At 62.0% G+C, this 20,128-nt stretch carries 13 protein-coding genes; 5 read left to right on the top strand and 8 right to left on the bottom strand.

Going from position 1 to position 20,128, the window contains the following annotated elements; genetic code table 11:
- Positions 1–36 precede the first annotated feature (36 nt).
- From rpoC to AC3RCG_RS03005, 3 genes are all read left to right on the top strand, one after another.
- A complete protein-coding gene (gene rpoC / locus AC3RCG_RS02995) occupies positions 37–4,278 on the top strand; it encodes a DNA-directed RNA polymerase subunit beta' (RefSeq protein WP_034753138.1) in 4,242 nt (1,413 codons plus the stop codon).
- Between the two features lie 1,521 nt (positions 4,279–5,799).
- Positions 5,800–6,432 carry a transcriptional regulator gene (locus AC3RCG_RS03000; RefSeq protein ID WP_070310050.1) on the top strand — a complete coding sequence of 211 codons (633 nt, stop codon included), beginning with the start codon at positions 5,800–5,802 and terminating at the stop codon, positions 6,430–6,432.
- Positions 6,433–6,508: 76 nt separating this feature from the next.
- Positions 6,509–7,348, top strand: coding sequence for an HDOD domain-containing protein (locus AC3RCG_RS03005; protein ID WP_070223450.1), 840 nt, complete (start codon positions 6,509–6,511; stop codon positions 7,346–7,348).
- A gap of 61 nt (positions 7,349–7,409) precedes the next feature.
- On the opposite strand, the gene AC3RCG_RS03010 is transcribed toward AC3RCG_RS03005, so the two are convergent.
- From AC3RCG_RS03010 to AC3RCG_RS03035, 6 genes are all read right to left on the bottom strand, one after another.
- A complete protein-coding gene (locus AC3RCG_RS03010) occupies positions 7,410–8,585 on the bottom strand; it encodes a zinc-dependent alcohol dehydrogenase (RefSeq protein ID WP_070291754.1) in 1,176 nt (391 codons plus the stop codon).
- Positions 8,582–9,661: an SRPBCC family protein gene (locus tag AC3RCG_RS03015; protein WP_492405452.1), complete on the bottom strand. Its 1,080-nt coding sequence runs from the start codon at positions 9,659–9,661 to the stop codon at positions 8,582–8,584. The genes AC3RCG_RS03010 and AC3RCG_RS03015 overlap by 4 nt, the downstream gene beginning before the upstream one ends.
- 158 nt (positions 9,662–9,819) lie before the next feature.
- Positions 9,820–11,640 carry a DUF885 domain-containing protein gene (locus AC3RCG_RS03020; RefSeq protein ID WP_492405453.1) on the bottom strand — a complete coding sequence of 607 codons (1,821 nt, stop codon included), beginning with the start codon at positions 11,638–11,640 and terminating at the stop codon, positions 9,820–9,822.
- A gap of 136 nt (positions 11,641–11,776) precedes the next feature.
- Complete coding sequence (locus AC3RCG_RS03025; RefSeq protein ID WP_492405454.1) at positions 11,777–12,874, bottom strand: M48 family metallopeptidase; 1,098 nt, start codon at positions 12,872–12,874, stop codon at positions 11,777–11,779.
- The gene (locus tag AC3RCG_RS03030; RefSeq protein ID WP_492405456.1) at positions 12,871–14,037 is read right to left on the bottom strand and encodes an HPP family protein; all 1,167 of its coding nucleotides are present in this window, start codon (positions 14,035–14,037) and stop codon (positions 12,871–12,873) included. Before AC3RCG_RS03030 ends, AC3RCG_RS03025 begins: the two co-directional genes overlap by 4 nt.
- Positions 14,038–14,116: 79 nt before the next feature.
- Positions 14,117–14,407, bottom strand: a complete 291-nt coding sequence (locus AC3RCG_RS03035) for a DUF3349 domain-containing protein (RefSeq protein WP_240453684.1) — start codon at positions 14,405–14,407, stop codon at positions 14,117–14,119.
- 167 nt (positions 14,408–14,574) lie between these two features.
- Here AC3RCG_RS03035 and AC3RCG_RS03040 point away from each other — a divergent pair, with 167 nt between their 5' ends.
- Positions 14,575–15,087, top strand: a complete 513-nt coding sequence (locus tag AC3RCG_RS03040) for a thioredoxin family protein (protein WP_205602315.1) — start codon at positions 14,575–14,577, stop codon at positions 15,085–15,087.
- 17 nt (positions 15,088–15,104) lie between these two features.
- On the opposite strand, the gene AC3RCG_RS03045 is transcribed toward AC3RCG_RS03040, so the two are convergent.
- Both AC3RCG_RS03045 and AC3RCG_RS03050 read right to left on the bottom strand, forming a co-directional pair.
- Positions 15,105–17,093 carry a methyl-accepting chemotaxis protein gene (locus AC3RCG_RS03045; protein ID WP_492405459.1) on the bottom strand — a complete coding sequence of 663 codons (1,989 nt, stop codon included), beginning with the start codon at positions 17,091–17,093 and terminating at the stop codon, positions 15,105–15,107.
- A 167-nt stretch (positions 17,094–17,260) separates the two neighbouring features.
- Complete coding sequence (locus AC3RCG_RS03050; RefSeq protein ID WP_070223410.1) at positions 17,261–17,758, bottom strand: Lrp/AsnC family transcriptional regulator; 498 nt, start codon at positions 17,756–17,758, stop codon at positions 17,261–17,263.
- Between the two features lie 167 nt (positions 17,759–17,925).
- Between AC3RCG_RS03050 and AC3RCG_RS03055 the strand changes: the two genes are divergently transcribed.
- Entirely contained in the window at positions 17,926–19,953 is a 2,028-nt protein-coding gene (locus tag AC3RCG_RS03055) for an aminotransferase class V-fold PLP-dependent enzyme (protein ID WP_492405461.1), read from the top strand.
- Positions 19,954–20,128: the final 175 nt, after the last annotated feature.

Below are 20,128 nucleotides of genomic sequence, written 5' to 3' on the forward strand. Positions count from 1 at the left end.
AGGAATATAGAAATTTAATCACCTCTGGAGTGATACATGAAAGCACTGCTCGATCTATTCAAGCAAGTACAGACCAACGAGACCTTCGATGCAATCAAGATCGGTCTCGCTTCGCCTGAGAAAATCCGTTCGTGGTCCTACGGCGAAGTCAAGAAGCCGGAAACCATCAACTACCGTACCTTCAAGCCTGAGCGCGACGGCCTGTTCTGCGCCAAGATCTTTGGCCCGATCAAGGATTACGAATGCCTGTGCGGCAAGTACAAGCGCCTGAAACACCGCGGTGTGATCTGCGAAAAGTGCGGCGTCGAAGTCACCTTGGCCAAAGTGCGCCGCGAGCGCATGGGCCACATCGAGCTGGCTTCGCCGACCGCGCACATCTGGTTCCTGAAGTCGCTGCCGTCGCGTCTGGGCATGGTCCTGGACATGACCCTGCGGGACATCGAACGCGTGCTGTACTTTGAAGCATACGTCGTGACCGATCCAGGCATGACCCCGCTGAAGAAGTGCCAGATCATGTCGGAAGACGACTACGCCGCCAAGTACGAAGAGTACGGCGACGACTTCACCGCCTTCATGGGTGCCGAAGGTATCCGTGAACTGCTGCGCTCGATCGACATCCACCGCGATGCCGAAACCCTGCGCGTGGAACTGAAGGAATCGAAATCCGAAGCCAAGATCAAGAAATACGCGAAGCGCCTGAAAGTGCTGGAAGCGTTCCAACGTTCGGGCATCAAGCCTGACTGGATGATCATGGAAGTGCTGCCAGTGCTGCCGCCGGAATTGCGTCCGCTGGTACCGCTGGACGGTGGCCGTTTCGCGACCTCGGATCTGAACGATCTGTATCGCCGCGTCATCAACCGTAACAACCGCCTGAAACGCCTGATGGAGCTGCGCGCTCCAGAGATCATCACGCGTAACGAAAAGCGCATGCTGCAAGAAGCGGTCGATTCGCTGCTGGACAACGGCCGTCGCGGCAAAGCGATGACCGGCGCCAACAAGCGTCCGCTGAAGTCCTTGGCCGAGATGATCAAGGGCAAGGGCGGCCGTTTCCGTCAAAACTTGCTGGGCAAACGCGTCGATTACTCCGGTCGTTCGGTCATCGTCGTGGGCCCGCAATTGAAACTGCATCAGTGCGGCTTGCCGAAACTGATGGCGCTGGAACTGTTCAAGCCATTCATTTTCAATAAACTGGAACTGATGGGTCTGGCGACCACGATCAAGGCAGCGAAAAAGCTGGTCGAGATCCAGGAACCGGTCGTATGGGACATCCTGGAAGACGTGATCCGCGAACATCCGATCATGTTGAACCGCGCACCAACCTTGCACCGTCTGGGTATCCAGGCGTTCGAGCCAGTCCTGATTGAAGGCAAGGCCATCCAGCTGCACCCGCTCGTCTGCGCCGCATTCAACGCCGACTTTGACGGTGACCAAATGGCGGTCCACGTTCCTCTGTCGATCGAAGCGCAGATGGAAGCACGCACCCTGATGCTGGCATCGAACAACATCCTGTTCCCATCGAACGGCGAACCGTCGATCGTTCCTTCCCAGGATATCGTGCTGGGTCTGTACTACGCGACCCGCGAAGCGATCAATGCGAAGAACGAAGGGATGATGTTCCCTGACGTGTCGGAAGTGATCCGCGCCTACGACAACAAGGAAGTCGAACTGACGACCCGCGTCACCGTGCGTATTACCGAATACCCGAAAAACGCCGAAACGGGCGAATTCGAGAAAACGGTTACCCGCTACGAAACGACGATCGGCCGTGCGATCCTGTCGGAAATTCTGCCGAAAGGCCTGCCGTTCTCCGTCTTGAACCGCGCGCTGAAAAAGAAAGAAATTTCCAAGCTGATCAACACGTCGTTCCGCAAGTGCGGCCTGCGCGCCACCGTGGTGTTCGCAGACAAACTGATGCAATCGGGTTTCCGCCTGGCGACACGCGCCGGTATCTCGATCTGCGTCGACGACATGCTGGTACCGCCTCAAAAAGTCACTTTGATCGCGACGGCCGAATCGGAAGTCAAGCAGATCGAACAGCAATACGCCTCGGGTCTCGTGACCGCCGGCGAGCGTTACAACAAGGTCGTCGATATCTGGGGCAAAACCTCGGATGAAGTCGGCAAGGCCATGATGGACCAGCTCAAAGTCGAAGACGTGATCCGCCGCGACGGCACCAAGTCGACGCAAGAATCGTTCAACGCCATTTACATGATGGCCGACTCCGGCGCGCGCGGTTCCGCAGCCCAGATTCGCCAGTTGGCCGGTATGCGTGGTCTGATGGCCAAACCGGATGGCTCGATTATCGAAACGCCGATTACCGCGAACTTCCGCGAAGGTCTGAACGTTTTGCAGTACTTCATTTCGACCCACGGTGCGCGTAAAGGTCTGGCCGATACGGCGCTGAAAACGGCGAACTCCGGTTACCTGACGCGTCGTCTGGTGGACGTGACGCAAGACTTGGTGGTGATCGAGGACGATTGCGGCACCATGAACGGTGCCGTCATGAAGGCACTGGTCGAAGGTGGTGAAGTCATCGAACCGTTGCGTGACCGTATCCTCGGCCGCGTGGTGGTGCATGACGTCGTCAATCCTGAAACCCAGGAAACGCTGTACGAAGCCGGCACCCTGATGGACGAAGACATGGTCGAAGAGATCGAGCGTCTGTCCATCGATGAAGTCAAGGTCCGCACGCCACTGACTTGCGACACGCGCTTCGGCCTGTGCGCCAAGTGCTATGGCCGCGACCTGGGCCGCGGCATGCTGGTCAACGCCGGCGAAGCCGTCGGTGTGGTGGCAGCGCAGTCGATTGGTGAACCTGGTACCCAGCTGACCATGCGTACGTTCCACATTGGTGGTGCGGCATCGCGTGCGGCAGTGGCATCGTCGGTGGAAGCCAAGTCGAACGGTACCATCCGCTTCACGGCAACCATGCGTTACGTGACGAACGGCAAGGGCGCGCAAATCGTCATTTCCCGTTCCGGTGAAGTGCTGATTACCGACGACCACGGCCGTGAGCGTGAGCGTCATAAAGTACCGTACGGTGCGACCCTGATCGTCAAGGACGGCATGGTCATCAAGGCCGGTACGGCCCTGGCAACGTGGGATCCGCTGACCCGTCCGATCATTACCGAATACGCCGGTCAAGTGCGTTTCGAGAACGTCGAAGAAGGCGTCACCGTCGCCCGTCAGGTCGACGAAGTGACCGGTCTGTCCACCCTGGTGGCGATCGATGCGAAACGTCGCGGTTCGCTGACCAAGACCCTGCGTCCGCAAGTCAAGCTGATCAACGACGCGAACGAAGAAGTCAAGATCGCCGGCACCGAACACTCGGTGGCGATCGGCTTCCAGGTCGGCGCGCTGATCATGGTCAAGGACGGTCAACAGGTATCGGTGGGTGAGGTGCTGGCACGTATTCCTACCGAATCGCAAAAAACGCGCGATATTACCGGTGGTCTGCCACGCGTTGCGGAACTGTTCGAAGCGCGCTCGCCGAAAGATGCCGGTATGCTGGCGGAAGTCACGGGTACGGTTGCGTTCGGTAAAGAAACCAAGGGCAAGCAGCGTCTGGAAATCACGGACATGGACGGCAACAAGCATGAGTTCTTGATCACCAAGGACAAACAAGTGCTGGTGCATGACGGCCAAGTCGTGAACAAGGGCGAGATGATCGTGGACGGCCCGGCCGATCCGCAAGACATCCTGCGCCTGCTGGGTATCGAAGCGCTGGCACGTTACATCGTTGACGAAGTGCAGGACGTGTACCGTCTGCAAGGCGTGAAGATCAATGACAAGCACATCGAAGTGATCGTGCGTCAGATGCTGCGCCGCGTACAGATCGTCAATGCCGGCGACACCAACTACATCGTTGGCGAGCAGGTAGAGCGTTCGGAACTGCTGGACGAGAACGATCGCATGGCCGTTGAGAACAAGATTCCAGCGACCTACGAAAACGTCTTGTTGGGTATTACCAAGGCATCGCTGTCGACCGATTCGTTCATCTCGGCCGCATCGTTCCAGGAAACCACCCGCGTGCTGACCGAAGCGGCGATCATGGGCAAGCGCGATGGTCTGCGCGGCCTGAAAGAGAACGTCATCGTCGGCCGTCTGATTCCTGGCGGTACGGGCCTGGCCTTCCACCGCGCACGCAAAGAGAAAGAAGCGTGGGAAGTGGAAGAGCGTCAAGCACTGCTGCTGGCCGAGAAAGCCTCGATGGCTGGCGAAGCTGCCGAAGCGCTGCAGGATATTGAGACCCAGCAACACCACGGCGACGAAGCGTAATCTGCGCTGCTAGCTGACAAGAACGGCATCTTCGGGTGCCGTTTTTTATGCCCGTTGCGCGGCCTTCCACGATGCACGCAAAGAGAAAGAAGCGTGGGAAGTGGAAGAGCGTCAAGCGCTGCTGCTGGCCGATAAAACCACGCTGGCCGGTGCAGCCACCGAAGATCTGCTAGAAAATCGAGACCCAGCAACACCACGGCGACGAAGTGTAATCTGCGCTGCTAGCTGACAAGAACGGCACCTTCGGGTGCCGTTTTTTTATGCCCGTTGCGCGGCCTTCCACGATGCACGCAAAGAGAAAGAAGCGTGGGAAGTGGAAGAGCGTCAAGCGCTGCTGCTGGCCGATAAAACCACGCTGGCCGGTGCAGCCACCGAAGATCTGCTAGAAAATCGAGACCCAGCAACACCACGGCGACGAAGCGTAATCTGCGCTGCTAGCTGACAAGAACGGCACCTTCGGGTGCCGTTTTTTTATGCCCGTTGCACAGCCTTCCACGATGCACGCAAAGAGAAAGAAGCGTGGGAAGTGGAAGAGCGTCAAGCGCTGCTGCTGGCCGATAAAACCACGTTGGCCGGTGCAGCCACCGAAGATCTGCTAGAAAATCGAGACCCAGCAACACCACGGCGACGAAGCGTAATCTGCGTTGCTAGCTGACAAGAACGGCACCTTCGGGTGCCGTTTTTTATGCCCGTTGCGCGGCCTTCCACGATGCACGCAAAGAGAAAGAAGCGTGGGAAGTGGAAGAGCGTCAAGCGCTGCTGCTGGCCGATAAAACCACGCTGGCCGGTGCCGCCACCGAAGATCTGCTAGAAAATCGAGACCCAGTAACACCACGGCGACGAAGCGTAATCTGCGCTGCTAGCTGACAAGAACGGCATCTTCGGGTGCCGTTTTTTTATGCCTGTCCGCATTGCCATGCGCGAAAAGATAGCGTGGCAGGCGGTAAATGATGGCAGCCCATTCCATTTGTCTATTCGTTTGGCATGCATATCGCCACGGCAGCACATCATTTATATCGCTCACTGAGGAACACGATTTTCGGCTGTCGCTTGTTCGCACCCATTCATTTTTATTTCGCAGCCTATTTATATAAATGGCAAGCGTAAAATGGAAGGGCAACGCATGCATTAGAAGTCATGCTCTTATTACTGGCCCAGATGACGAACAAGATTCCTATGCAGGCATGCATCCTGATACGCTGATAGCTTAATACGGCCGAGTTAAATTACGTCGAGCATGTTTGAATTGATGGACTAAAACCGTGTAACGCGGTTGACGCCAGACTCGTGCAGGTGCGAGGCAGGATGGGTAGACGTGGCGCCGACGAATTTGAAGTGAGCGCTTACAAGAATGGCTGCTTGCCGTTGACGGCTCTTGGCTACTGCTGTTGCGTCATCCCGCTTTGCTGCCTATGGGCTCGCCCAACTGCTGGTGATGACGCATCACGGCGTTGTTGTGGCGTCACGCCCCGTTGCCTGCGCCACGCCAGTTTTCAGTTCATTCATGCTAAGATTTGGCGCATGATTGCCCAAGCCCTGTTTACTCCCGCCCAGCAAAAACTGCTGGGTTTGCTCTTTGTCCGCGTGAATGAAGGCTTTCACTTGAACGAGATCATGCGCTTGACGGGGCTGGGCAGCGCGTCGGCGCAGCGCGAGCTGCGCCGTCTGCATGAGTCCGGCCTGATCATATCGGAGCGGATCGGTAATGTGCGGCGCTTCTGGCCTAACAAGGAAAGTCTCGTGTATCCGGAGTTGAGCGGACTGGTGCAAAAAACCTTCGGCATCGTCGGCGTGCTCAGCATGACTCTGGCTCCATTGCGTGCCCAGCTGCACCTGGCATTCGTGTCGGGCGCCACGGCGAAGGGACAGGACCTGCCTGGCAGCGCCATCGATTTGCTGCTGGTGGGCGAAGAAGCCAATTATGGCGATCTATTGACGGGATTGGCCCCGGCCGAGCGAACCTTAAGGCGTAAAATCAATCCCAACCTATATACGCTGGCCGATTATCGCCGGCGGCTGCGTGAAGGCCAGCCATTTCTGCTGCAGGTATTACAGCAGCCGAAGTTGTTTGTCATCGGCGATGAATCGCTATTGCAGGCGCTGGCATTACCGGATTCTTCATTACAAGCGAATGACATGCCATCTGTATTCTAAAGACCGGGCCTGGCATTCAATTTCAGGTACATGAAATTGTTGGCCAGAATAATATCTGAGGCGGATTGATCGTATGATGAATAAACTACAGGCTTTCGGTTTAATTGTTTCCCAAGCGGTGCGCGGAGAATTAACGTTTCCCACGAGCGTTAATTCAGCACTGCAATTGCAATTGGCCCTGGCTGAACCGGACTGCCATATCGACCATGCGATCAAGCTGGTACTGGCAGAGCCCCTGCTGGCGGCGCGCACGGTCGCGCTGGCCAATTCGGCCGTGTACAGCCGCGGCGATGCGGCGCCCGTGACCAGCGTGCGCGCCGCCGTCATGCGCATGGGCTACCGCAATCTGTACGCGCTGGTGGCGGCCATGGTAGTGCGCCAGTTCGGCAGCAAGATCATCGACCCCGTGCTGCGCCAGAAGGCGACCCAGCTGTGGGAGCACACTGCCCACGTGGCGGCGCTGGCGCACGTGCTGGCCCGCCGCGTGACGAACGTCGATGCCGATACGGCGCTGTTCGCCGGCATCGTGCATGAGGTGGGCGGTTTTTACCTGTTGTCGCGTGCCGATGAATTTCCCGGCCTGCTCGACGACGATGCCGATCACTGGATGGAGTCCGCCGAAGAAATTATTTCCCGCGAAGTCATGAAGAAGCTGCTGATTCCGCGGGCCGTGAGCGAAGCCATCGAAGGCTTGCGCGATGGCTTGCTGTCCATTCCGCCCGACTCTCTGCTCGACACCTTGTTGTTGGCCAAGCAACTGTCGCCCGTGCCCTCGCCCTTGCAGGTGACGTACGTGGAAATGCTCACGCCCTCCGATTCCGTCATCGATTTCATTATCGACAACGAGACCCTGCAAAGCATCCTGGCCGAATCGGACGAGGAAGTACGCTCGATGAGTGCCGCGCTGCTCGTCTGAGGTCAGCGTATTGCTTGTCTGACCCGCCCACGCCGTCTGCCAGCATGCCTGCCGGGACCGGTCAGGGGCCGGGATGCAGTACGACCTTGATGCATTGCTCCTGCTTCTTCTGGAAGATATCGTAGCCGTGCGGTGCTTCGTCCAGGCTCAAGTGATGGGAAATGATGGCACCGGGATCGAGCTCGCCCCGTTGTATCCGTTCCAGCAGCGGCTGCATGTAGCGCTGCACGTGGGTTTGCCCCGTCTTGATGGTCAATGAACGGTTCATGATGGAGCCAAACGGGATCTTGTCGCTGAAGCCGCCATACGCGCCCGGCACCGAGACGACGCCGCCGTTGCGGCATGCCATCAGTGCTTCGCGCAGGGCTGTGGGGCGGTCCGATTCCAGTTTCATCGTCTGCTTGAGGCGGTCGTAGATATAGCTGACGCCGGAACCGTGCGCTTCCATGCCGACGGCATCGATGCAGGCATCGGGCCCCCGTCCTCCCGTCATTTCCCGCAGGGCGTCGGGCACGTCCACCGCATCGAAATGCAGGGTTTCGGCGCCGGATAGTTCGCGTGCCATGCGCAGGCGTTCCGGGTAATGGTCGATGGCGATGACGCGCTCGGCGCCGAGCAGGAAGGCGCTCTGGATGGCGAACTGCCCCACGGGGCCGCAACCCCACACGGCCACCACCTGGCCCGGCGTGATGGCGCAGGCTTCGGCCGCCATGTAGCCGGTCGGCAGTATGTCCGAGAGGAACAGTACCTGTTCATCCTTGAGCTCGTCCGGCACCTGAATGGGGCCGACGTCGGCAAACGGCACGCGCACGTATTCCGCCTGGCCGCCCGCGTAACCGCCCGTCAGGTGGGAATAGCCAAAGATGCCCGCCCCCGAGTGGCCCCACATCTTTTCCGCCATGTAGGCGTTGGGATTGGAGTTCTCGCACACCGAGTACAGCTGTTGTTCGCAAAAGAAGCAGCGTCCGCAGGCGATGGGAAACGGCACGACCACCCGTTCTCCCACCTTGAGTTTGCGCACCGCGGAGCCCACCTCCACCACCTCGCCCATGAATTCATGGCCGAGGATGTCGCCTTGTTCCATGGTGGGCACGACGCCATTGTAGAGGTGCAAATCGGAACCGCAGATGGCCGTGGAACTGACCTTGATGATGGCGTCTCCGGGATTGAGGATGACGGGATCGGGTACTTGTTCGATCCGCACGTCGCGCTTGCCGTGCCAGCAATTGGCTTTCATGACACACCTCCGTTTGCTTGCGGTCGAGGGGCAGCGGCCGTGGCACCAGCCTTGTGCAGCAAGCGCGTCTTGAAGCTGCGCTTGCCCGACGGCTGGCCCTCGGTGGTGCTGACCTCGCCCGTTTCCATCCACTGCTTGAAGCGGCGCAAGGTGGTTTCGATCTGGTAGGCGGGCGCCTGGCTGAACAGGCCCGCCACGGCCGCGCCCACCTTGCCGGCCGGCGGCTGCATGTGCAGTTGCATGGTGACCACGGTGCCGCGCCCGCCGGGAGCGGGCGACAGTTCCAGCGCTCCCGTTTCGGCATGGTTCTGTGCCGCGCGCCAGCGCAAGCCCTGACCCGGACGCTCTTGCGTCAGTTCGCCTATCCACTCGCCCTCGACGCTGTGCCAGCGCGAGCGGCGCGCATTGATCACCTGCACCGACTGCAGGCCCGGCATGAAGCGGGGCAGGTTTTCCAGGTCGCGCCAGGCGCGGTAGCAATCGTCGGCGGAACGGTTGACGATGACGCTCTTTTGCAGCGCCAATCCCTCTTCGCCGGGCGCGGGTAATTCGCTCAGCTTGCGCGGCGCCAGTTGGGCGCTGGCGATGTAGTCGATGGCCGTCACGCCTGCCACCACGGCCGCCGTCGCCGCCAGGCGCGTGCGCGCATGGCGCCGGCTGGCCATGGCCACGCCCAGCAGCGACAGGTCCATGGCGTCGCCGGCGATGCGCGACCAGCGCCATGCCGGAGCGGTTTCGCCGCGCAGCAAGGCCACGCCGCACGCCATTTCGCGCAGGCCGATGGCGCGTATCCAGAAAGACGAGACGCCGCGCAAGCCGCTGGCCCGCGCCAGGCCGCGCGGCGCCACCAGCTGGGCCAGGCCCAGGCCGATGCTGAGCCAGCCAAGCGCCGTGATCATGGCAGGCTTGCCGCGTGCGGTATCGTCGGGAATGTGCCGCGGCGGCCGGCCATCGGCCTGGCCGCGCGCACTGGTGTAGTGAAGAATGGCGTCATGCCCGTGATAGGGCATCTCCGCTGACGTTTGCCATGCGGGCGGGCCAGCCGTGGCGGCGTCGTTCCTGTCTTCGCTTTGCATGCTGCCTCCCTTCTGTGTATGGGAATTAGGCAGCATTGTCTGGTACGCGTTCCGGCGGGCGTGCGCGACATACGCTGGATCTGTGCCAGATCAAATATCGGCACGAAAAAAAACGGCAGCCCCAACTGGCGCTGCCGTTCTCGCAAGAGTGGGCTAGCTTACTTTTGCTGCGCGATCCACCGGTCGACCTTGGCTTCCAGCAGTTTCAGGGGCAGGGTTCCGTCGCCGAGCACCACTTCGTGGAACTTCGGCAGGCTGAACTTGTCTCCCAACGCCTGCTGGGCACGCTGGCGCAGTTCGACGATTTTCAGCGAACCGATCTTGTAGCCCAGCGCCTGGCCAGGCCAGGCCATGTAGCGTTCCGTTTCGCTCCTCGCCACGGCGTCGTAGCCGAGGGTGTCGCGCATGTACTTGATCGTCTGCTCGCGTGTCCAGCCCTTGGTGTGCAAGCCCGTGTCGACCACCAGGCGCACGGCGCGCAGCATCTCGTCGTTCAAATGGCCGAAGTACTGGGCAGGATCGTCGAACAGGCCCATTTCCTTGCCCAGGGTTTCCGCATACAGGGCCCAGCCTTCCGTGAAGGCATTGTTGCCGCCGAAGCGGCGGAAGTTCGGCAAGTCCATCTCTTGCACCAGCGCCAGGTGGAAATGGTGGCCAGGTTTGCCTTCGTGCAGGAACAGGGTGGTCATGCCCGTGTCGCCATACAGTTTCGGATCCGTGACGACGGACCAGAACACGCCCGGGCGCGAACCGTCGGCGGCCGGGGCCGTGTAGTGATCGGCGGCCGTATCGCGGCTCAGTTCAGGTTCCAGGCGCAAGTCCAGCGGCGCTTTCGGCACCAGGGTGAACAGGGCGGGCAATTTGCTGTCCAGCAGCACGTTCAGCTTGCGGTAGACGTCGAGCACTTCCTGCTCCGTCTTGAACGGGCGGTATTTCGCCTGTTCCGACACCCACAAGGGCAAGCCGGCGGCCGGGCCGTTGTAGCCCATCTTCGGACCGACGATCGCGTATTGTTCCTGGATGCGCGCCACTTCCTTCAAGCCGATGGCGTGGATCTGCTCCGGTTTCAAATCCGTCGTGGTGCTGCTGGCCACGCGCGTCTGGTACCAGGCCGCGCCATCGGGCAGGGCGCTCCAGCCGCTGCTCGTGCGGCCGGCCGGCAGGTAATCGCGTTCCATGAAGGTGGCCAGGCGCTGCAGCGCAGGCATCAGCTTGGCCTCGATGATAACGGTGTAGGTTTGCGTCAGGCGTTCCCTGTCGGCGGCGGAAAAGCTGGCCGGCAAGTTCTTGATGGGCGTGTAATACACGCTGTCCTGCGGCGTGGCGCTGACGAGCTTCTTGAATTGCGGCAGGGCCGATTCCGTCAGCGCCTTCGGCAGCACGATGCCCTTTTGCATGCCGACTTTCATGTTGGCGATGGCCTGGTCTATCCAGCCCGGCAACTGGCCGATACGGCTCAGGTAAGCGTCATACTCCTTGACCGTGGTCAAAGGTTGCGATGCCTCGCCGCCCGCATAATTGGCCAGGGTGACGGGCATGCTGTCCATCTGGTTCAAAGGCAGCAGGTATTCGGGGAAGCGCTCGAAGCTCAGCGCCGTGGCCAGTTCATAGTCGAGGATATCGTAGTTGATCTGGTCTTGGTGCGACAGCTGCGCGCGGGCAATACCGCGCAGGGTCTTCTGGTACTGGCGGTACAGGGCGAACTGCTTTGCGCGCGCGGCGGGCACGATGGCTGAACCGAGCTGGTCGTCAAAACGGTTGTCGCCGCTCTCTGTGGCATTGATCGGCTCGAAACGGGCCAACGCATCGTAGTACTGGTCGGCCAGCACTTGCAGCTGCTGCTTGGCTTTTGGCGCGCTGACGGCCGGCGCGACGGCCGTTTTGGCCGCGGGCTGGGCCGCTTGCGCCATGGGCGCGTAGGCGAGCAACAGGGAGATGGCCAGGGTGCCGAGGGTGCCGGCGGCAAAACGATGCTTCATGCGCGAAATCCTTTGTAAGGAGGGAATGAACGGAGGCGTAGCGAGGTCGGAGGTGGCCGTTCAAGAAGGAACAGCCGGGGCGTAAGCATACGCCATTGCCCAGTGCGTTTGGATAAATTGTGCGGAAGAAATGTTGCTATTTTTCCGTAGGCGGCAGGGCCGCTTTCATCGCTGGCCAGTGACGGCTGGTCAAGGGTAGGCAGGCCGGGCAGGGCGTGGCGTCGATCAGGCTTTCGATCTGCTGCGCGCGCGCCGCCGTTTGCGGATGCGAGGAAATCCATCCCGGCACCTTGGCCTGATCCTTGCCATCGAGCCTCTGGAAAAAACGCAGCATGCCGTCGGGGCGGATCCGCGCGCGCTGCAAGGCCAGCAAACCCAGACGGTCCGCTTCCTCTTCCATATCGCGGCTGAAATACAGGGTGCCGGCCTGGTGCGCCAGCATGGCGGCCACGGCGCTGATGTCGCCGATGGTCAGGCCCACCAGGGCGCCCCAGCCCAGGCTGCTGATCATCTGCCGCAACGAATGGCGCTGTTCCACGTGCTGCACTTCATGCGCGAGCACGCCGGCCAGTTCGCCCGGGTCCCCCGCCTGGCGCAGTAAGCCCGTATGCACGACGATGATGCCGCCTGGCATGGCAAACGCGTTGACCGTGTCATCCTGCTTGACCAGCCAGCGGTACGGGTAGCGCGAACCGGCCGTCAGCGTGCGGCCGATGTCCTGCACCGTCTGCTGCGCCACGCCGCTCTCGACGATGCCGCCCTGCGCGCGCACTTGCGCCAGGGCCAGTTCGCCCAGCTGCTTTTCCGTCGACAGGGGAATCCATCCCGCCAGCACGCCGATGGCGTTGCTTCCTTGCCACCACAACAGGGCAGTGGCGACGACGGTCGCGCCCGTCAAACCGGCCAGCCAGCCCGACACTTGCCCCCGGTTGCGCTGGCGCTCGCTCCACAGGCGCTGCAGTTGCGGCTGCAGCGCGGCCGGCGCTTCTTTTAACACGATGGCGATGTCGTCCGCTGTCAGCGGCTTGAGCGAGGCTTGCCGTCCTTGTTCGTCGAGCCAGTTCAGGAACAGTTCCGGTCCGTCGACACCGCCCACGCTGACGACCAGCTGCGCCACGTCGACATCATGGCCGGGCGCATCGATGGCCAGCTGGCTGCCGAAAAAATGCGCACTGACGGCTGTGCCCGCCGGGCCGCCGTCGGGGCCGCTCAGCAGGGCCCGGAATGGCGTCATGCGGCGGCCTCGGCAAAGCGGCTTTCGTACAGGGCGGCCATCAGGTCGGACTGGCTGATGATGCCGGCCAGGCGTTCTTCCTCGTCGAGGATGGGAATATGGTGATAGCCGGCGTCGGCCATCAGGGGCACGAGATCGATGATGGGCGTGCCGAGGCGGGCCGTGTGCGGCGACGCCGTCATCAGCTGTCCCACCGCTTCCGGCTTGTCGCTGTGGGACAGGCCGCTGCGCTGCAGCAAGCCGCGCAGGCGCTGGCGCATGCCCTGGTAATCGTCGAGGCCGCCATGGCGCAGGAAATCCGTCTGCGTGATGATGCCGATGACGCGGCGCGCCCGGTTGACAACGGGCAGGGCGCCTATATCGTGCTCGCGCATGGTGCGCCATGCAACATCGAGCGGCGTGCCGAATTCCACGCTGAGCACGTCTTTCGACATGATGTCGGCGCAGGTGACGACGCCGAAGCGGCGCTGGTAGGCGCGCATTTCCGTTTGCAGGAAGATCGCCTGCAAATCGTCGCGGCTGATGTCGAGCACTTCACTGTGCTGGCGCAAGACGGCATCGAGGTCGTCCGGTGAAAAGCCCAGGCGGTTGCTGGGCACCTCATCCTTGGTGGCGTGCGGATGCGGCGCCACCAGTTGCTGGACGTGCGGGTAGCGGCGTCCCGTCAGGTTGTTGTACAGCACGGCGCAAGCGACCAGCACGGCGGAATTGAACAGTACGGTGATGAAGACGAATTCAAAGCCGGCCGCATGCACGCTGGCGCCGCCGACGACGGTGGTGAGCGCCACGGCGCCGCCAGGCGGATGCAAACAGCGTAGGGCAAACATGGCGCCGATGGCCAGGCAGGCGGCCAGCGCCGCCACGCCCACGCTGGATCCGAACCATTTGACGCAGGCCATGCCGACCAGGCCGGAGACGACGTTGCCGCCCACCACGGACCACGGTTGCGCCAGCGGGCTGGCCGGCAGGCAGAACAGCAGCACGGCCGAGGCGCCCATGGGCGCGATCAGGTAGACGCTGGCGCTGTCCGGGGCCAGCAGGAAATGGCAGATTAGGCCCGTCAGCAGCAAGCCGCAGATGGCGCCCGCGCAGGCGCGCAATTGTTCGCGGCGGCTGCCGTTGTTCGGTTGCGGCAGCCAGCGTGCCAGGAAAGAAGTCGTCATGGGGAGGGCGCGTTCGGGCCGCGTTGCTCAGTGTGAGCCCGATATTATCCCATGCGTTCCATTTCGCTGCCGGTGGGCATTAATCCTCGGCGCAGACGGCCTGCAAGCCGTGCCGTGCCAGCAGTTTCCTGGCGGCCGCGATGGCGGACGGCGCCGGCTCGCTGCTGGCGCAGGCATAGATGTCATTGAGGATCGTCGCCGCATCTTTGCCCGTGACGGCGGCCATCAGCTCGGTCAGGTTGCGGTCGGAAAAGTGTTCATACAGCAGGGCCAGCACGGCGAAATATGCCGTATCGGGCATGCCGCCGGGATAGGCGTCGCGCAACATGCGCGCGGCGCCGGACAGCGTTGGGGGTAATGTATCTGGCATGCTCAAGCGGCTTCTCCTGGGTGGTGCTCTGATACGTGCTTATATGTTTTCCGCATAAGCACAGTGCAATTAAATGGTGGATATTTCTTACAAGCAGGCATATTCTAGACAATCACGCCCGCTGGCAGCTGTTCAGCTGGCTTCACGATTTCTCTCAGGAGCCCTGCATGCGCCTTTCCCGTTTCGTCGCCCCATTCTTTGCCAGCCTGCTGCTTGCCGGTACCGCTATTGCCGCCGCCCCCACACCGGCCAACCCGGTCGCCACGCCGCATCTGCCGTACAACGCGGCGGCCGACGCCAAGGCCGACGTGGCCCGCGCGCTGGCCGAAGCCAAGGCGGCGCACGTGCCTGTCTTGCTGATCTTTGGCGCCAACTGGTGCGAGGATTGCCGCGCACTCGACAAGGCCTTGAAGGAAGGCAAGAACGCCGAGCTGATGCAACAGCAGTTCAAGGTCGTCAAGGTCGACGTGGGTAACTTCGACCATAACCTGGACGTGGCGCAAGCCTATGGCAATCCGCTCAAGAAAGGCATCCCCGCCGCCGTGCTGGTCTCGAGCGACAACAACCAGGTGCTGTACGCCACCAAGGGCGGCGAACTGGCGAATGCCCGCCGCATGAGCGAGAGCGGCATCTATGATTTCTTTAAACAAGCCGCCAGCGTGAAAGCGCCGGCGATTTAAGCGTTTTTCAAACTTCCTTAAAACTCTTCCCACGCATCGCTGGCCGGCGCTTTCGGGCGCGCTGGCGTGGGCAGCATGGGCTTGTGCGCTGGCTGCCGAGGCTGCTGCTGCTGCTGCTGCTGCGCCGCATGCCCCGTTTCTTCCAGCTTGAAAACGCTGACCACCTGCGCCAGGCGTCCCGCCTGGTCCTGCAGGGATTGGGCCGCCGCCGCCGCTTCTTCCACCAGCGCTGCATTTTGCTGGGTCGCATCATCCATCTGCGTGACCGTGGCATTGACTTGCGCGATGCCCTGGCTTTGTTCCTGGCTGGCCGACGCGATCTCTCCCATCAGGTCTGCGACTCTCTGGACGGAGACGACGATGTCCTGCATGGTGGTGCCGGCCGAGTCGACCAGCTTGCTGCCCGCTTCCACCTTGCTGCCCGAGTCGACGATCAAGTCCTTGATTTCCCGGGCTGCTGCCGCTGAGCGTTGCGCCAGGTTGCGCACTTCGGTTGCCACCACGGCAAAGCCGCGGCCCTGTTCGCCCGCGCGGGCCGCCTCGACGGCAGCGTTCAGGGCGAGGATATTGGTTTGAAAGGCAATGCCGTCGATCACGCCGATAATATCCGCGATCTTGCGCGAACTTTCCGTAATCGCGCCCATCGTCTGCACGACTTGGCCGACCACTTCGCCGCCTTTGACGGCGTGGCCCGAGGCCGACACCACCAGCTGATTCGCCTGGCGCGCGTTGTCCGCATTCTGTTTCACGGTCGACGTCAGCTCTTCCATGGCCGCCGCCGTCTCTTCCAGGCTCGATGCCTGGGCTTCCGTGCGGGCAGACAGGTCCAGGTTGCCCGACGCGATCTGGCTCGATGCACTGGCAATGGCCCCGGTACTGTCGCGAACTTCGCGTATCGTCACGTTCAGCGACGCGACGAAACGGTTGAAGGCAGCGGCCAGCGCGCCGACCTCGTCTTCCGATTCCACGGGCATGCGGCGGCTCAAGTCGCCATTCCCGCTGGCGATTTCGCTGAGCATATCCGCTGCCCGCGCGACGGGCGCGGCGATGGCGCGGCTGATGACATAAATGATGCACAGGGCGATACCGCCACCGACCAGGCCGGCAATCAGGGCGGCGATCAGGGCCGAGCGCGTGACATTGCCCAGCACTTCCGCTTCCGGCACTTCGGCCACCACATATAGATTGAGTTCCGGCACGAAGGACGCGGCGACGAACTGGCGTCCCGCAGGCGCGTCGTAGACGGCGTACGCGTATTTGTTGCCGGTCAGCAGGCTCTTGCTCAGGCTATCGCTAAATCCGGGTAAATCCTTGAGCAGGTGCTTGCCGTCGGACAGGGCCGTGTCGCGGTGCACCAGCAGCACGCCATTGGCGCGCGCCAGGTAGACATGGCCCGTCTGGCCGATCTTGTAGCTGCGGATGGTGTCGGCCAGCGCATTGATGGACAAGCCCAGGCCGGCCGCGATCTGCTTTCCGCCCGCCGTCTGGCCGCGCGCATTCAGATAGAGCATCAGGTCGCTGGAATTGTCCGCCTTGTCGATATCGAGCGTGTAGGCCTTGTCGCCGGCCAGCAAGCCATAAAACCACTGGTCGGCGGCCTGGTTCTTGTCCAGGGTGCGCAGCAAGCCTTCCGTGGTGAAGTATTTGCCCGTGCTGGCGGAAGCCCAGTTGATCGAGGCGGCCTTGTTCTTGTCCTTGACCACGGTAGCGTAGCGCTGGAAGGTGGCGATGCCGCTGTCGGGCAAGCCGGCGTCTTCCCAGTCTTGCAGATAGACATCGTTGGCCATGGTTTGCACCACCGACAGGGGTTGGCTGATCTGGCGCAGCACGTCGTTGCGGATCTCGCCCACCTGGGCCGGCAATTCCTGGCTGACGACGCGCTCGCGCACGTAATCGCTGCTCATGCGCACGCTGAGGAAAGACGAGATCGCCATGAAGAGCAGCAGGCACAAGCCCATGCTGAACAGGAGTTTTTTCTGGATGGAGAGGCGGCGGAGCAGAGACATGGAAGACCTTGGAGGATGGCCTGCACAATAGACAGAAAGCGGGCAGGCGAGCGGACAGTATACCGGCCGCGCTGCGCGTCCCGCCGCACGAATGCTGCTTTTTGTTTACTTATGTTGCGTTGCGGCAACGTACTTTCCCCATCTGCCCCGCATGGCCGGAAAACGCCTCAGGCAGGCAAGCCGTGGGCGATCAATTCCAGCGGCAATTCCGTGCTGCACTTAATTTGCTCCATGGAAAAGGCGGACGACACGCCCGTCAGTTGCGCGGCCTTGATGAGTTTTTTATAAAACGTGTCGTAGCCCTTGATGTCGGTGGTGACGACTTTCAGCAGGTAGTCGATGTCGCCGCTCATGCGGTGAAATTCCTGTACCTCGGGCAAGACGATGACGGCGGCGGCGAAGCGGCGCAGCCATTTTTCATCGTGCTGCCCCGTGCGCACGCTGACGAAGACGGTCACGGGCAAACCCACTTTTTGCCGGTTGACGATGGCCACGCGGCTCTCGATATAGCCGTCTTCCTCGAGGCGCTTGACCCGCTTCCAGCACGGCGTGCTGGACAGGCCGATCTTTTCGCTGAGGGCGGCGATCGACAAGGTGCCGTCCTGCTGCAGGGCGGCGAGGATGGCGCAGTCGAATTTGTCGAGCGAGGCGTTTGGTGAATTCATTTTAATATTCCGGTTTTTATAGCATGAACATGCTGCATAGTAGCGTAGTTGCAGTGTCTTTTGGCATATCTTCACGGGGACCGGCCGGTAGACTATCGAGATAGCCCAGCCGCCTGCGCTGCGCCTTTTTAACTGCGCCCTTTTTATAGAATATTCGGACTGCCATCATGAAAGACATCTACCTCGACAGCAATGCCACCACTTGCGTGCTGCCCGCCGCCGTTGCCGCCGCCCGGCAAGCGATGGAGCAGGGCTATGGCAACCCCAGCAGCACACATGCGACGGGTTTGCAGGCCAAGGCCATGATGGATGGCGTGCGCCAGCGTGCCAGCGGCTTGCTGGGCGTGGGCGACGGCCGATTGATGTTCAACAGCGGCGCCACCGAGGGCATCCAGACGGCCGTGCTGTCGGCCCTGTGCGCGCTGCGCGAACGGCGCGACGCGGGCAAGCGCATCGGCAGCCTGCTGCTGTATGGCGCGACCGAGCACAAGGCCGTGCCGGAGAGCCTGGCGCACTGGAACCGTTTACTGGGCCTGAACCTGGAAGTGCGCAAGCTGCCCGTCGATGCGCAGGGGCGCCACGACCTGCAGGCGCTCGATGCGCTGATCGGCGAGGCGGCCATGCTGTGCACGATGGCGGCGAATAATGAAACCGGTGTCGTCAGCGATTTGTCCGCCATCGCCCAGCTGCTGCAGGAACGCGGTGCCGACGCCTACTGGATGGTCGATTGCGTGCAGGCGCTGGGCAAGCTGAAACTGAACCTGGCCGCCACGCGCATCGACTACGCGCCGTTTTCCGGCCACAAGCTGTATGCGCCCAAGGGCATCGGCATGCTGTACGTGCGCGCCGGCGCCCCGTTTACGCCCTTGATGATGGGCGGCGGCCAGGAAGCGGGCCTGCGTTCTGGCACGGAAAACATGGCCGGCATCGCCGCGCTGGGTGCCGTGCTCGCCGCGCTGGACGATGGCAAGACCTTCCGCAGCCACGCCGACCTGGCCGCGTTCCGCGAGCAGCTGGTGGCCAGCCTGGAACACGCTTTCCCCGGCATCGTGTTCAATATGCCGTTCGATCTGTCCTTGCCGACGACGCTTAATTTTTCCGTGCCGGGCCTGTCCTCGAAAGAGCTGCTGGACCTGTTCGACGCGGCGCGCGTGCGCGTCAGCTCGGGCAGCGCCTGTTCCGCCGCCAAGGCGCTGCCCAGTTATGTGCTGGAAGCGATGCACGTGCCGCAATGGCGCGCCAGTTCCGCCATCCGGCTGTCGTTCGGTCCCCTGATCGATGCGGCGACGGTCGCTTCCGCCTGCGCGCGCATCGAGCGCTGCGGCGAAGCGCTGCGCAGCAGCTGTCTGCTGCCGTCGGCGCTGGCGCCATCGCCGCAGGACGGCATAATCCAGCTGAGCGTCGACGGCCAGTGCACCTGGCTGCTCAGCGACGCCGCCAGCGCCAGTTGCGTCGTCATCGATCCCGCCGCCGCGCTCGTGCCGCGTCTGGCCGCTTTCATCCGCTGCCAGCACCTGGCCTTGCGCGCTATCGTGCATACGACGGCGCCAGCGGACCATGGCGCCGCGCGTCTGGCGCTGCTGCAGGAACTCGCTATCGAGCAGGTGGGCCGCGTCGATATCGATGGCGAGCTGGCGCTGGGCCGGCAGCGGCTGCGCCGCATCGAGTGCGGCGAAACCCATGTGTACCTGCTGGAGCAGCGCTTCGCCTTCATCGGCTCCCTGGCGCCCGAGGCGCTGACCCCCTTGCTGGATGCGGCGCTGCTGACGCAGGACACCGTGCTGTGCGCGTCCGGCGACGACGGCAGCATCTGCGGCACCGTGCGCACGGTGCAGAACGGTAGCGTGCCGGCCGCCGAACTGCAGCTCGACGCGGCCGCCTTGCCCGCCTTCCTGCGCCAGCATCCCGACGCCATCCTGATCGACGTGCGCGAAGCGTATGAACACGCGGCGTGCGCCGGCACCGTGTTCGAGGGCTGCGAAGTGCGCAGCGTACCGCTGAGCCGCTTGGCGGGGCAGGTGGCGGCCTGGCTGCAGCAGCCGCAGCGCCCGCTGGTGTTTTTCTGCCGCAGCGGCAACCGCAGCGCACGGGCCGCCGCCTGCCTGCGCCGCCTCGGTCACGGCGCGGCATGGCAACTCAACGGCGGCATGGCAATGGCGGAGGCGACGCGCCATCCGCTGGCGATTGCGGCCTGAACTGCTTGAACTTTCTTTCATGAAATATTGCACCGTGCCATCATCGGCACGGTGCGCGTCGCGCCTTTTCTCCCGTTCATTTCCCACCGGCATTTTTCTGCCATTCAACACGCTGATTTCTTTGCTGAAACGTCCCTAAAACACGGAGTATGTACGCTAGCGCACGGTCTTGCCT

This window comes from Janthinobacterium sp. GW823-FHT01H08 (assembly GCF_058797855.1).

Bases quoted from the DNA above. Each gene is read 5' to 3' on its own strand.
- rpoC (WP_034753138.1), top strand. From the start codon at position 37: ATGAAAGCACTGCTCGATCTATTCAAGCAAGTACAGACCAACGAGACC.
- AC3RCG_RS03010 (WP_070291754.1), bottom strand. From the start codon at position 8,585: ATGAAAGCCAATTGCTGGCACGGCAAGCGCGACGTGCGGATCGAACAA.
- AC3RCG_RS03050 (WP_070223410.1), bottom strand. From the start codon at position 17,758: ATGAATTCACCAAACGCCTCGCTCGACAAATTCGACTGCGCCATCCTC.
- AC3RCG_RS03040 (WP_205602315.1), top strand. From the start codon at position 14,575: ATGCGCCTTTCCCGTTTCGTCGCCCCATTCTTTGCCAGCCTGCTGCTT.
- AC3RCG_RS03015 (WP_492405452.1), bottom strand. From the start codon at position 9,661: ATGCAAAGCGAAGACAGGAACGACGCCGCCACGGCTGGCCCGCCCGCA.
- AC3RCG_RS03045 (WP_492405459.1), bottom strand. From the start codon at position 17,093: ATGTCTCTGCTCCGCCGCCTCTCCATCCAGAAAAAACTCCTGTTCAGC.
- AC3RCG_RS03000 (WP_070310050.1), top strand. From the start codon at position 5,800: ATGATTGCCCAAGCCCTGTTTACTCCCGCCCAGCAAAAACTGCTGGGT.
- AC3RCG_RS03055 (WP_492405461.1), top strand. From the start codon at position 17,926: ATGAAAGACATCTACCTCGACAGCAATGCCACCACTTGCGTGCTGCCC.
- AC3RCG_RS03005 (WP_070223450.1), top strand. From the start codon at position 6,509: ATGAATAAACTACAGGCTTTCGGTTTAATTGTTTCCCAAGCGGTGCGC.
- AC3RCG_RS03020 (WP_492405453.1), bottom strand. From the start codon at position 11,640: ATGAAGCATCGTTTTGCCGCCGGCACCCTCGGCACCCTGGCCATCTCC.
- AC3RCG_RS03025 (WP_492405454.1), bottom strand. From the start codon at position 12,874: ATGACGCCATTCCGGGCCCTGCTGAGCGGCCCCGACGGCGGCCCGGCG.
- AC3RCG_RS03035 (WP_240453684.1), bottom strand. From the start codon at position 14,407: ATGCCAGATACATTACCCCCAACGCTGTCCGGCGCCGCGCGCATGTTG.
- AC3RCG_RS03030 (WP_492405456.1), bottom strand. From the start codon at position 14,037: ATGACGACTTCTTTCCTGGCACGCTGGCTGCCGCAACCGAACAACGGC.